The sequence below is a fragment of the Kribbia dieselivorans NBRC 106261 genome (assembly GCF_001552435.1).
In the GTDB taxonomy this organism is placed as follows: domain Bacteria; phylum Actinomycetota; class Actinomycetes; order Actinomycetales; family Dermatophilaceae; genus Kribbia; species Kribbia dieselivorans.
Genome location: NZ_BCRE01000055.1, coordinates 21,113 through 33,623 on the forward strand (window position 1 = coordinate 21,113; position 12,511 = coordinate 33,623).

At 67.7% G+C, this 12,511-nt stretch carries 13 protein-coding genes and 1 tRNA gene; 10 read left to right on the forward strand and 4 right to left on the reverse strand.

Annotated elements, in window-relative coordinates; all coding sequences use genetic code 11:
- The first annotated feature begins 80 nt into the window (after positions 1-80).
- The 4 genes from KD1_RS05660 to htpX all read left to right on the forward strand — a co-directional run bounded on the left by KD1_RS05660 (position 81) and on the right by htpX (position 2,460).
- Entirely contained in the window at positions 81-578 is a 498-nt protein-coding gene (locus tag KD1_RS05660; protein WP_068398785.1) for an NADH-quinone oxidoreductase subunit B, read from the forward strand.
- Positions 575-1,006 (forward strand): NADH-quinone oxidoreductase subunit C, encoded by a 432-nt coding sequence (locus tag KD1_RS05665; RefSeq protein WP_083542145.1) that lies wholly within the window; start codon positions 575-577, stop codon positions 1,004-1,006. Before KD1_RS05660 ends, KD1_RS05665 begins: the two co-directional genes overlap by 4 nt.
- 1 nt (position 1,007) lies before the next feature.
- Complete coding sequence (locus KD1_RS05670; protein WP_068398790.1) at positions 1,008-1,433, forward strand: 4Fe-4S binding protein; 426 nt, start codon at positions 1,008-1,010, stop codon at positions 1,431-1,433.
- A gap of 136 nt (positions 1,434-1,569) precedes the next feature.
- Positions 1,570-2,460, forward strand: a complete 891-nt coding sequence (gene htpX / locus KD1_RS05675; RefSeq protein ID WP_068398797.1) for a zinc metalloprotease HtpX — start codon at positions 1,570-1,572, stop codon at positions 2,458-2,460.
- A 122-nt stretch (positions 2,461-2,582) separates the two neighbouring features.
- On the opposite strand, the gene KD1_RS05680 is transcribed toward htpX, so the two are convergent.
- A complete protein-coding gene (locus KD1_RS05680; protein WP_068398800.1) occupies positions 2,583-3,989 on the reverse strand; it encodes a purple acid phosphatase family protein in 1,407 nt (468 codons plus the stop codon).
- Positions 3,990-4,223: 234 nt separating this feature from the next.
- Between KD1_RS05680 and KD1_RS05685 the strand changes: the two genes are divergently transcribed.
- The 5 genes from KD1_RS05685 to KD1_RS05705 all read left to right on the forward strand — a co-directional run bounded on the left by KD1_RS05685 (position 4,224) and on the right by KD1_RS05705 (position 9,282).
- Positions 4,224-4,865, forward strand: coding sequence for a hypothetical protein (locus KD1_RS05685; protein ID WP_157073194.1), 642 nt, complete (start codon positions 4,224-4,226; stop codon positions 4,863-4,865).
- The gene (locus KD1_RS05690; protein WP_068398806.1) at positions 4,862-5,797 is read left to right on the forward strand and encodes a nickel/cobalt transporter; all 936 of its coding nucleotides are present in this window, start codon (positions 4,862-4,864) and stop codon (positions 5,795-5,797) included. Before KD1_RS05685 ends, KD1_RS05690 begins: the two co-directional genes overlap by 4 nt.
- 155 nt (positions 5,798-5,952) lie before the next feature.
- Positions 5,953-7,335: an FAD-binding oxidoreductase gene (locus KD1_RS05695; protein ID WP_245627291.1), complete on the forward strand. Its 1,383-nt coding sequence runs from the start codon at positions 5,953-5,955 to the stop codon at positions 7,333-7,335.
- A gap of 1 nt (position 7,336) precedes the next feature.
- A complete protein-coding gene (locus KD1_RS05700; RefSeq protein WP_068398809.1) occupies positions 7,337-8,653 on the forward strand; it encodes a class I SAM-dependent methyltransferase in 1,317 nt (438 codons plus the stop codon).
- A gap of 62 nt (positions 8,654-8,715) precedes the next feature.
- Positions 8,716-9,282, forward strand: coding sequence for a CueP family metal-binding protein (locus KD1_RS05705; RefSeq protein ID WP_068398813.1), 567 nt, complete (start codon positions 8,716-8,718; stop codon positions 9,280-9,282).
- Positions 9,283-9,288: 6 nt separating this feature from the next.
- On the opposite strand, the gene KD1_RS05710 is transcribed toward KD1_RS05705, so the two are convergent.
- The gene (locus tag KD1_RS05710) at positions 9,289-11,097 is read right to left on the reverse strand and encodes an alpha/beta hydrolase (protein WP_068398816.1); all 1,809 of its coding nucleotides are present in this window, start codon (positions 11,095-11,097) and stop codon (positions 9,289-9,291) included.
- 95 nt (positions 11,098-11,192) lie between these two features.
- Complete coding sequence (locus KD1_RS05715) at positions 11,193-11,687, reverse strand: YajQ family cyclic di-GMP-binding protein (protein WP_174521096.1); 495 nt, start codon at positions 11,685-11,687, stop codon at positions 11,193-11,195.
- A 121-nt stretch (positions 11,688-11,808) separates the two neighbouring features.
- Here KD1_RS05715 and KD1_RS05720 point away from each other — a divergent pair.
- Positions 11,809-11,894 (forward strand) — tRNA-Tyr (locus KD1_RS05720).
- A gap of 63 nt (positions 11,895-11,957) precedes the next feature.
- Here KD1_RS05720 and KD1_RS05725 read toward each other — a convergent pair.
- Positions 11,958-12,500 (reverse strand): GNAT family N-acetyltransferase, encoded by a 543-nt coding sequence (locus KD1_RS05725; protein ID WP_068398826.1) that lies wholly within the window; start codon positions 12,498-12,500, stop codon positions 11,958-11,960.
- Between the last annotated feature and the right edge of the window lie 11 nt (positions 12,501-12,511).

Sequence of the window (12,511 nt, forward strand, 5' to 3'; positions counted from 1 at the left end):
TTAGATATCGGTTGGCTATGGGCCTGACTCACCCCGCCTATGCCCACCCCCGCGACACCCCGGGGACCTACCCTGTCAGGGTGAGTGTCGACCTGCCCCACCCCACCTCCCCGATCTCGCCGGTCACGACTCCGGTCGTGGTCACCACGGGCGGAGCGTCGATGACGTGGACCCTCTGGACCCTCGGCGCGGGTCTGGCCTGCTGCGCGGTCGAGGTCGCCGCCGCGCTCGCGGCCCAGGACGACCCCGACGACACCGCCGACCTCGGCATCGAGCCCTTCGCCCCCAGCCCCGCCGAGGCCGATCTCCTGCTCGTCTCCGGCACGGTCACCGCCGCCTCGGCCTCGCTCGTGCGTGCCCTCTACGACGGCATGCCCGAGCCGCGTCACGTCATCGCGTACGGGGCGTGCACCGCCTCCGGCGGCCCGTACTGGGACTCCTACTCGGTCACCCCCGGCATCCACGACCTCGTGCCCGTCGACCTCGTCGTGCCCGGCTGCCCGCCGCGCCCCGAGGCGTTGATCCATGCGCTGCGCACCCTGACTCACCGTCTGCACTCCGAGGCGGCAACGGCATGAACACCACAACGGAGAAGCGCGTGGTCACCCCGGGCGAATGGGCCTCCGCGGTGGAGGAGGCCCGCGCGGCCGGCTTCACCACGTTCGACCACCTCTGTGGTGTCGACCGCGCGTACGACGTCGCACAGCCCGGTATCGACCTCGTGGTCCGGCTGCTCGACACCTCGGTCCCCGGCCGGTTGCGGGCGCTGCAGGTGACGACCCGCGTGACCGAACCGGTCGCGTCCCTGACCGCGATCTTCCCCGGCGCGGCGTGGCATGAGCGTGAGACCGCCGAGATGTTCGGAGTCTCGTTCACCGGCTTCGACGACGGCGTCACCGACACCCCTCGGCCGCTGCTGCTGCCGCCGGGGTTCGAGGGGCACCCCCTGCGCAAGGAGTTCGCCCTGACGGCTCGTGACGTGCTGCCCGAATCCGAGGTGAGGTGAGATGACCGCATTGCCGCCCGTACCGTCCTCCGCCCATAACGCCATCGCGTTGTACGCGCAGAACTGCACCTCGTGCGACCTGTGCGTCAAGGAATGCCCCGATCGGTGCATCCACCTCGACTTCCACAAAGAGACCCAACCGGCGACCACCCCGCGCGGGCGTGATCGCCAGGTCAAGGTGCTCGATCGGTTCGCCATCGACTACTCGCTGTGCATGTACTGCGGCATCTGCGTCGACGTCTGCCCGTTCGACGCGCTCTTCTGGAGCCCGGACCACACCTACCTCGGCGAGGGTGAGCATGCCCTGACCGACCTGCTCTACGAGAAGGAGCGGTTGGGGGAGTTCCTCGACTCCGCACCGGCCGACCCGCGGCCCAAGGCGAAGGTCAACCCGTTCGCCGACGTACGGCCGCGCGGGCGGCGCTGAGATCCCACCGGCGGTCCTCGCTTCCGCGCGGCACATCGCGCGGTGGGCAGGACCGGAACATCACACCTCGATGTGTCGTTGAACTCGGCACAGACCCGAGTACCCCACGATTACAGGACCATCCACGGTGAGGCCCATGCACAATCACAACAACGGACTCAAGACTGCCATGCTCTTCGGCGGCATCTGGGCCATCCTGCTCGCGCTGGGGTGGTTCGTCGCGAGCTACACCGGCAACAGCATCTTCCTGTGGGTCTTCGCCCTGATCGGTGTCGGCACGACGGCGTACTCGTACTGGAACTCCGACAAGCTCGCGATCCGGGCCATGCACGCCTACCCGGTCACCGAAGCCGAGCAGCCGGCGATGTACCGCATCGTGCGCGAACTCAGCGAGCGCGCGGGCCAGCCGATGCCGAGCCTGTTCGTCAGTCCGACCGCGGCGCCGAACGCTTTCGCCACCGGCCGCAATCCGCAGCACGCGGCGGTGTGCTGCACCGAGGGGATCCTCCACCTGCTCAACGAGCGTGAGCTGCGCGGCGTGCTCGGGCACGAGCTCATGCACGTGTACAACCGCGACATCCTCACCGGCTCGGTGGCGGCGGCGATCGCCGGTGTCATCTCCACGGTTGGGCAGATGCTTTCGTTCGGCATGATGTTCGGCGGCGGCAACCGCGACGACCGTGGCGGCGGCGGAGCCTTGGCCGGCCTGGCGATGGCGATCCTCGCGCCGATCGCCGCGACGGTCATCCAGTTCGCGATCTCGCGCACCCGTGAGTACGACGCCGACGAAGACGGAGCGACGTTGACCGGCGATCCGTTGGCGCTCGCCTCCGCGTTGCGCAAGCTCGAGGTCGGGGTGGCGCAGGCGCCGTTGGAGCCGACCCGTCAGGTGGCCAACGCCAGCCACATGATGATCGCCAACCCGTTCCGCGCGGCCGACGTGCAGCGGATGTTCTCGACGCACCCGCCCATGGACCAGCGCATCGCCCGCCTCGAGGCCATGGCCAGCGGTCAGCAGCGCTACTGACGCCGCGGTTGATCGACGCGCCCCCACCGCGCCCCGAACGACGACGAACCCCCACCGAGTGAGCTCGGTGGGGGTTCGTCGGTCGGGCGTCAACCAAGTACGGCGTCAACCCGTGACCGGGATCAGTCCTGGTACTTGTACTCGATCTCGGACTCGAACTTCGGGCCCTTCTTGCTCGGACCGAAGGCCTCGGCCGAGTTGGTGACCTTCTTGTTCTTGCCGTTCTTGGTGATGGTGAAGCCATCGAACAGCTTGCCGTCAGCGGTACGCGCCTCGTAACGGATCTCGTTGCCGTCGACGTCGATGAGCTGGTAGAGCTGCTTGTACTCGGTGCGCGCGACCTGCTCGGCACCGTTGCGGCGCCAGTTGAAGCCGTCGTTGAGCTGGTACATCTTCGGGCCGGAGACGGACACGACGTAGACCGTGCCGTTGGAGATGCCGGACTTGCCGATGTTGGCGTTCGTCAGGCCACCGCGGGCGTAGTTGTGGTCGTGACCCTGCAGCACGAGGTCGACCTGGTGCTTCTCGAAGATCGGCAGGAAGAAGTCGCGCACGTTCTGGTGGTTGCGCGACGAGGCGGTCGCGAAGACCGGGTGGTGGAACGTCACGACGCTCCACTTGCCCGGGTTCTCGGCCAGGGCCTTGTCGAGGAAGTCGGCCTGCTCCTGCATGGCGACCTTGTCGTTCTGCAGGTTGGTGTTCAGGCCGATGAAGCGGACGCCCTGGTAGTCGGTGAAGTAGACCGACTCGGGGGCGACCGCGTCGACGGCGGCCGGTCCGTTCTTCGGGTTCTCGAACTGGTGCGACCAGACCGGGGTCAGCTTGCCGCTCTGGTACTCGTGGTTGCCGGGGACGGCCATGGTGTTGATGTTGCCGTTGATCCAACCGGAGGCGTAGTTCCACCAGCCCCACTCGTGGTCGCGGTTGGCGGTGTTCACGAGGTCACCGGCGTGGATGATCATCTTGGCGTCCGGACGGTCGCGGAACGCGCGGCGGAAGACGCGGGAGGCGTGGTCCTTGACATCGTTCTGCGAGTCGCCGTAGTAGATGAACGAGAACGGCTCGGCCTTGTCGGAGGCCGTGGTGAACTCCTGCCACTCGCTCCAGTTCGTGCCGTCACCGACGCGGTAGAGGTAGGCCGTCTTCGGGTCGAGGTCCTTGAACGTCACCGAGTGGAACTTGGCGGTGTAGCCGAGGTTCGCCGCGATGGGGGCGTTGCTCGTGGCGGTGACGGTCTCGTACTTGGACTGGCCGCCGTAGGCGAAGTACGGGCCGGCGTCCATCTTGGCGATCTGCGCCTGCGCGGTGGTCACCTCGGCGCTGGTGCGCCAGGTGACGGCCTGGGAGGTGGCGTTGTTCTCGGTGGTGTTCAGGACGATGCGGTCCGGAACCGGGGTGGGGGCCCACTCGAGCGCGCGGTCGTAGCGCGGCGGCGGGGTGGTGTCCTGGGCGACGGCGGTTGCGCCGACACCGGCCAGGGCGAGCACCAGGGCGCCGGCACCGATCATACGGACGTTGCGGGTCTTCATGTCCAGCCTTTCATTGGGGGTTGGCGCCCCCACCATGGCCACCGACTCCGACCCCTTGCCTGACACTGGGAGAAGTCTGGGAGAAGAGAAGTTAACGACAGGTGTTTGGTGGGAGTCAATAGCAGCAACCGCTCAAAATTCACCGACCAGACACTCGGAGTTCACCTTCCGTAGACCGATTGCGCGGTCGGCGCTGGTTCCCTTCACCAACACCCACTCCCCGGAGGTCCCCCCGTGTTTCAGCGAATGGCCGCTGCCCTGGCCGTCGTCACCCTGCTCCTCGTGGCCGGCCCCGCCTCATCGGCGCCGGCCCATCCCTTCGGCCCGCCGCTGACGGCCGAGGTCTCGTCGCGTGGCAACGACGTCCACCTCGTCTGGAACGGGGCCGAGGACGACTGGGTCTCGCTCGGCGACATCTCGGGCGCCTTCGCCACTCCGAAGGCGGGTGTCACCGGGCTGGCCCTGCTGCAGGAGTCGAATGCCACGGAGGCGTACTTCGACAAGCACGTCGCGGTGACGCAGGCCGGCACCGCCTGCCCGTTCGTCTGGGATGGCATCGAGAACGCCCTCGAGACCGGCGCGCAGATGCACTTCACCTGCCCGGCCCCGGTCGAGCAGGTCGAACTGTCGATCACCGCACTGACCGACTCGAACTCCGCGTACCGCACGGTCGTCACCGCCGGCGGCGCTCAGACCCTGTTCACGAAGACCAAGCCCACCCAGGAGATCACCGTCACCGGAGCCGGTGGCGGGGCGGGCTCCACTCCGCTCATCGCCGCCGGTGCCCTTCTCGTGCTCGGCATCGGCGCTCTGGTCGGGTTCGCCACGCGTCGCTCCCGGGCGAAGGCCACCGCGCAGCAGGCGGTGGCGGCATGACCGGATCGTCGTTCACCCCCTGGGCACTCCACACGCTCGTGGCCCTGATGCCCGCCGGCGTCGACGTCTCGAGGATCTTCGACATCCGTGCGCTCGACGACGTGCTCGTGCGCATCTTCGACTCCCCGAGCTATCAGGCGCTGACGATCCTCGTCGCCTTCGGCATCGGAGCGGCGCACGCCCTGGCCCCCGGGCACGGCAAGTCGATCACGGCGGCCTATCTCGTCGGGGAGCACGGCACGTACAAGGACGCCGTCCTCCTCGGAGTCATCGTCGCCGCGATGCACACGATCTCGGCGGTGGTGCTCGCGGCCGCGTGGGTGAGCTTCTCGCAGGTGGCCGCGCTCGGGACTCCGCTCATCACCGGGCTCCTGCAGGCCACCGCCGGGATCGTCATAATCTGGGTCGGAGTCTCGCTCGTGCGGCGACAGCGGCGCGGGCACGGACACACCCACACCCATGCGCCCGCGCGTGAGCCCGTCGCGGCCGGCGCCGGAACCCACACACACGGTGACCACGCCCACGGCGATCACACGCACGACCACCACAGCCACGACCATGGGGGCCACGGGCACAGCCACGAGTTGCCCGAGGGCGTCTCCCCATTCACCCGGACCGGGCTCGTGGCCCTCGGCATGAGCGGTGGGCTCATCCCCTCGCCCGCGTCGTTCCTCGTGCTCATCTCCGGCATGCTCACCGGCCGCACCTGGTTCGCCGTCTTCGTCGTGCTCGTCTTCGGCATCGGCCTGGCGGTGACCATCTCCTTCGTCGGCTACCTGACGATCACCGGACGCGAATGGTTCGTCAGCCGCGCCGGCGCGACGGGGTGGAAGGCACGCGTGAAGCGGGCATTGCCGCAGGTCGGCGCCTATGCGGTGGTGTTCGGTGGGCTGGCCTACCTATCGCTGGCCGTGCAGAGCCTCGTCGCCTGAGCCCTGCCCCGCCTCCCCGCGATTCGAGGTATTGCCGACCGCTGCAACGGTCGGTAATACCTCGAACGGGCGAGGGTGTGCACCCCCGCGGCGCACCGGCCGGTAACCCTTTCGGCTAGCCTGCGTCGGTAGCCACGAAGGAGGTCCCGGTGGGGATGATGTCAGCGGTCCGCGCCCAACACGAGGCTCGGGTTTTCGCCCTGCAGCGCTCGTACAACGCCATTCCGGCGGGGGAGCAGGTGCGGCTGGCGAAGTCGACCACCAACCTCTTCCGGCCACGCAACGCCGCCACCCGGCCCGGGTTGGACGTGCGTGACCTCACCCACGTGCTCGACGTCGATCCGGTGGGTCTGACGTGCGAGGTCGAGGGCATGACGACCTACGAGGACCTCGTCGACGCCACCCTCGCGGTCGGGTGCATGCCGCTGGTCGTGCCGCAGCTCAAGACCATCACCATTGGCGGAGCAGTGACCGGTCTGGGCATCGAGTCCACCTCCTTCCGCAACGGGTTGCCGCATGAGTCCGTCCTCGAGCTGGACATCCTCACCGGCGCCGGCGAGGTCGTCACCGCGACGCCCGACGGCGAGGCGGCCGACCTCTTCGCGGCCTTCGCCAATTCGTACGGCTCGCTCGGCTACGCCACCCGGCTCAAGATCCAGCTGCAGCGGGTCCACCGGTACGTGCACCTGCGGCACATCCGGTACACCTCGCTCGAGGCGATCCAGGCCGCCATCGTCCAGGTCTGCGCCGATCAGTTCTACGACGGCGAGAGCGTCGATTTCGTCGATGGCGTGGTCTTCAGCGCCGACGAGTCCTACCTCGTGCTCGGGTCGTGGACCGACAGCGCCCCGTACACGAGCGACTACACCGGGCAGCAGATCTACTACCGCTCGATCCAGGAGCGTCGCGAGGACTACCTCACGGTGCGCGACTACCTGTGGCGCTGGGACACCGACTGGTTCTGGTGCTCGCGCGCGATGCTCGTGCAGAACCCGACCTTCCGCCGCTTCGTGCCGAAGAAGTACCTGCGCAGCGACGTCTACGGCAAGATCGTGCGCTTCGAGGACCGGCACGGCTGGTACACCGCCCTGGAGCGTCGTCGCGGCGAGCCGGAGAAGGAACGCGTCGTCCAGGACGTCGAAGTCCCGGTCGAGCGGACCGCGGAGTTCATGCGCTGGTTCCTCGAGAACGTGCCGATCGAGCCGATCTGGCTGTGCCCGATCCGGTTGCGGGACAGCGGGCCCGGGGCCCGAACCTGGCCGCTGTATCCGATGGACCCGGAGCAGTTGTACGTCAACATCGGGTTCTGGTCGAAGGCGCCGATCGAGCCCGGTCGCCAGGACGGCGACGTCAACCGCGACATCGAGCGGGTCGTCACAGAACTGGGCGGGCACAAGTCGCTGTACTCCGACGCGTACTACCAGGAGGACGCGTTCTGGGAGCTCTACGGCGGTGAGCAGTACGACGTGGTCAAGAAGCGTTGGGATCCGGATGGCCGGTTGCCCGACCTGTATGAGAAGGCTGTAGGGAGACAATGACATGGCGATTCTGAAGAATGAACTCCTCGAGACGATGAGCGTCGCCCAGGCCGTGGAATCGCTGTTCCCCGAGCCGGTGTCGCTACGCATCGAGGCCTACGACGGCTCCATTGCCGGTGATGTCGACGCCGAACTGACCGCGCGGATCGTCTCTCCGCAGGCTCTCTCGTACATCATCACCGCGCCCGGCGAGGTCGGCATGGCGCGCGCCTACCTCACCGGCGCGATCGAGGTCGACCCGCTCGACCCGGGCGACCCGTACGAGGCGCTCAAGGCGATCCAGATGGCGATCGGGAAGATCTCCGTGCGCCCGATGGACGTGCCGGCGCTCATCCGTTCGCTCGGCCGTGAGGTCCTGCAGGTGCCGCCGCTGCCGAAGACCGAGTCGCCCTCGCGACTGCGGCGCGTCACCCGCGGCCTGACCCACTCCAAGGGTCGTGACGCCGATGCGATCCACCACCACTACGACGTCTCCAATCGGTTCTACGAGATGGTCCTCGGCCCGTCGATGGCGTACACGTGCGCGGTCTACGACAACGACGAGATGACCCTCGAGGAGGCCCAGCGCAACAAGTTCGACCTCGTGGCCCGCAAGCTCGACCTCAAGCCGGGCATGCGTCTGCTCGACGTCGGCTGTGGGTGGGGTGGCATGGCGATGCACGCCGCCCAGGAGTACGGCGCCAAGGTTCTCGCGGTGACCCTCTCGACCGACCAGGCGCAGTGGGCCAACGACGCCGTCGCGAAGGCCGGGCTGTCCGGGCAGGTCGAGATCCGCCACCAGGACTACCGCGACGTGACCGAGTCCGACTTCGACGCGATCAGCTCGATCGGTCTGACCGAGCACATCGGCGTCAAGAACTACCCTGCCTACTTCGGGTTCCTGTACGGCAAGCTGCGTCCGGGCGCGCGTCTGCTCAATCACTGCATCACCTGGGAGAACAACCGCCGCAATGGTGGCCTGGAGCGGCTCGGCATGCGCCCGAGCTTCGTCGACCGGTACATCTTCCCCGACGGCGAGCTCGCCGGCTCCGGCACGATCGTGTCGATCATGGAGGACACGGGCTTCGAGGTCGAGCACCACGAGAACTTCCGCAACCACTACGCGCGCACCACGCGGGCGTGGGCGCAGAACCTGTCGGCGAACTGGGACGCCTGTGTCGCCGAGGTCGGCGAGGAGCGGGCTCGGGTGTGGGGACTGTACCTGGCCGGGTCGTCGTTCGGCTTCGAGCGCAACAACATCCAGTTGCACCAGGTGCTCGGCGTCAAGCTCGACGGCAACGACAACCGCTACCCCTGGCGGCACTCCTTCGGGGCCTGAGTTGGGCTCGGTCGGCGGGTTGAGACACTGGAGTCTCCGCCCGCCGATCGAGGAGCCCCTTCATGAAGTCCGCCGCCGCCGGTCTCGCCGCCACCCTGCTCGCCCTCGCGTTGACGGCCTGTGGCGCGGGGTCGACCGAATCGCCGTCGCCCAGCGCATCGACCGAGAAACTCTTGGCGGAGAACGGTGTGGCCGGGTTGAGTGGCAAGCAGGTCGTCGAGAAGTTGGACGCCACCAACGACGACCGCGGCGGAGCGCTGATGGGCTCGGTGACGCCTGCGCAGGTCACCCTCGCGGTCGGTGGTGACGAGGTCGCGTTGCCGCTGGAGGAGTTCTATCTCGCGGTCGCGCCGTACGAGACGCAGACCCACGACTGCTTCAACCACAACGTGACCACCTGCCAAGGCGAACTGGCCGGCAAGGACATCGCCGTGACGATCACCGACGACGACGGCACGGTCCTCGTCGACGACACCGTGACGACGCAGCCCAACGGGTTCGCCGGGTTCTGGCTGCCCAAGGACATCACCGGCACCGTCGAGGTGCGCTACGCCGGCAGGCAGGCCTCGGCACCGATCAGCACCGGTGCCGAGGACCCGACCTGCCTGACGACGCTCAAGCTGACCTGACGCCCGTCAGCGCCAGACCTTCGGCGACGGGAACGTGCCGCTGCCCGGGACCGCGCGCAACGGGCTGTCGGCCGCCATCATGACGTCGCTGACCGGTGCGGTGGGATCGCTCGGCTCCGGCTCGGTCGGCTCAACGACCGGGAACATCTCGGTCTCGGCCGGGCACGTGACGTCGCGGTACATGGAGGTCCCCGAGATCAGGTATCGACTGACGCGGTTGGTCACACAATCGGAGGTGCCGAAGGCGGTGTGACCCCAGGAGTCGCTGGAGATCAGCCGCGAGCGCCCGAGCGTGGCGCGGGCCTGCACCGCACCCGCGTAGGGCGTGGCCGGGTCCCAGTAGTTGCCGACGATGAGGACGGCCTTGCGGGTGAGCGTGTTGTAGGGGCCGGTGTAGGCGTCCTCGTCCTGCCCGGTGAACGCATCTCCGGCACACCCCGAGGTGCTCCACAGCCAGGCTCGCCCGAAGTGCGGGGCGCGCGCCTCGTATCCCTTCGCGTAGCCGGGGTAGTTCGCCAGCTTCGTCGTCTCGCGGCTGTCCGTGCAGGTCACCGACATGAAGGCGTCCAGGGAGTTGTCGTAGGCGAAGCCGCGCCGGGGAACGGCCGTGGACCCACTGAGGCTGCCGAAGAGGCGCTTGACGTACTGACGTTCCAGACCGGACCTCGCCGCGAAGGGCGGTGGGGCCTGGCCGGCCACCATCGATTCCAGTTCGGTGAGCAGGAAACTGACGAACTGCGGGGCGTCGCTGCTGTACAGCGCACTGAGCAGGGCAGAGACCGCGACCTGGTAGGTGATCTGCTCCTCTTCACCGGTGAAGGGATTCCAGACGGTCACCGGGTCCCGCTTGAGGCTCTCGGTGAGCGCGGTGAACCGGGCGTGGGTGTCACCGCCGTCGGCGAAGGAGCATCGCGGGGCGCCGACGCTCTGGCACTCGGTGAGGATGGTGTCCATCGCCCGCCACGACGCGCCGCCGGAGTCGAGCCGGAACTCCAAGGGCCGACTCTGGTTGGCCTTCGTCCCGGACCACGCGCGTGGGCTGATGGTGCCGTCGATGACCAGGCTGCGGAAGTTGTTCGGGAACATGTTGGCGTACGTCGTGCCCAGGTGGCTGCCGTACGAGAACCCGATGTAGTTCAGTGGTCCGTCGCCGATCGAACGGCGGACCATCTCCATGTCCCGGGCCACCTCGGCCGTCGACATCGATTTGGCCAGTGCGTTGCGCGAACAGGACCGCGCAACCTCCTTCATGGACCTGGCGTAACCGGACTCCTCTGCGGCCGTCAGGGGAATACCCACGTTGAGGCCCTTGTAGACGTCGTACTGGCGCGAGACCGGCAGGCACTGGACGGCGTCGCTGAACCCGATGCCGCGCGGGTCGACGCCCACGACGTCGAACTTCGCGAGCAGGTGGGGCGGGAGCCACTGACTCGCCTTGGCCGCGAATTCGGTGGACGAGCCGCCGGGCCCGCCGGGATTGACGAAGAGCGTCCCGATGCGCCGGCCGGTTGCCGGCGTGCGCAGCACCGCGATCGTCGTGGTGGCACCCGTCGGGCGGTCGTAGTCGAGCGGCGCCTTGACGGTCGCGCACTTCACGTCGTTGTAGCAGTTGAACCACCGCAGTTTCGGAGTGCGGACCCGATTGAGCTTGGTGTTCTCCGAGACCTTCGTCGTGGTCGCGCTGCTCGTCGCGGCGACGCGACCAGCCGAGGCCTGGGTGCCACGGGTGACACCTGTGGCCGCACCGGCCGCGCCGACGGAACTGACGGCCACGACCACCCCGATGGCGGCCGTGACGATTCTGGGCTTCTTCACCCTGTTCCCCCCCTGAGTTGATGAACGCACTCGATGTGCGAAGCGTCAACCTAGGGCACAGGCGTCAGGGATGGTGGCGCAGGGGGGACCCAAACTCACCGGTAATTCGTGAACTGGAGCGCGACGTCGAGGTCCTTGCCCTTGAGTAGGGCGATGATGGCCTGGAGGTCGTCGCGGGACTTGCTCGTCACGCGGAGTTCGTCGCCCTGGATGAGCGGCTTGACGCCCTTGGGGCCTTCGTCGCGGATGATCTTGGAGATCTTCTTCGCGTTCTCCTGGTCGATTCCCTCCTTGGTCGGCCCGGAGAGCACGTACTCCTTGCCGGAGGCCTTGGGCTCCTTGTCGCCGAAGTCGATGGACTTCAGGGACACCCCGCGGCGGATCAGCTTGGTCTCGAAGACGTCGACGACGGCCAGCACACGCTCGGCGCTGTTCGCCTTGATGACGATGGACTCGCCGCTCCACTCGATCGAGGCGCCGACACCCTTGAAGTCGTAGCGCGTCGCGATCTCCTTGGCCGCCTGGTTGAGGGCGTTGTCGACCTCCTGGCGGTCGACCTTGCTGACGATGTCGAACGAACTGTCTGCCACGACGGATCTCCTCGGTACGGGGATGGTGTTTTGCCGTACGGTACCGGGCGAGGGCGATTTCCGGGATCGGCGTGCGGCTTGCTATGGTGGCTCGCGCGCCGTTCGCATGTGGTCGGCGCATGGCAGGTTGTCCGAGTGGCCAATGGAAACGGACTGTAAATCCGTCGCGGTAACGCTACGCAGGTTCGAATCCTGCACCTGCCACCAATTGTGAAGGGCCCCTGACCAGCGAAAACGCTGGTCAGGGGCCCTTCTGCTGTTCGTCGCGCGTCACGGGTTGGAGGGGCGTGAGGCGGACTTCGGTCGCGACATCTCGAAGAGCTCGAGTTCCTCGTCGTAATACGCGCACGTGTGCCCGAGAGGAGTCATCCCCAGCCGTGCGCAGATCCGTTGTGATGGGTGATTCTCCAGGTCGACGACGGCGATGATGCGCTCGAGGCCCAGGTCATCGAATCCGTGGCGGAGCACGGCCCGGGCGGCCTCGGTCATGTACCCGTGGCCGGTGTGGCGCGCGCCCTGGCGCCAGCCGATCTGGACGTCGTCGTTCGGCCGGCCGCCGGACCCGGGAATGTCCTTGAGCAACACCGCTCCGATCACCGGGCCGTCGCGGAGGGCGACGCACCACCACCCCAGCCCCGGCGGCTCCTCGACGCGAAATTCGTCGATGCGCGTCCGCGCTCCGTCGAGATCGGTGAGCGCCGCGTGCGGCATGAATCGCGCCAGATCGGGGTGTTGGTGAATTTCAAGCACAGCCGGAGCGTCGTTCGGCGAGAAATCGCGCAGGACGAGCCGCGGTGTGGTCAGGGGCTGCATGTCACCTCAGC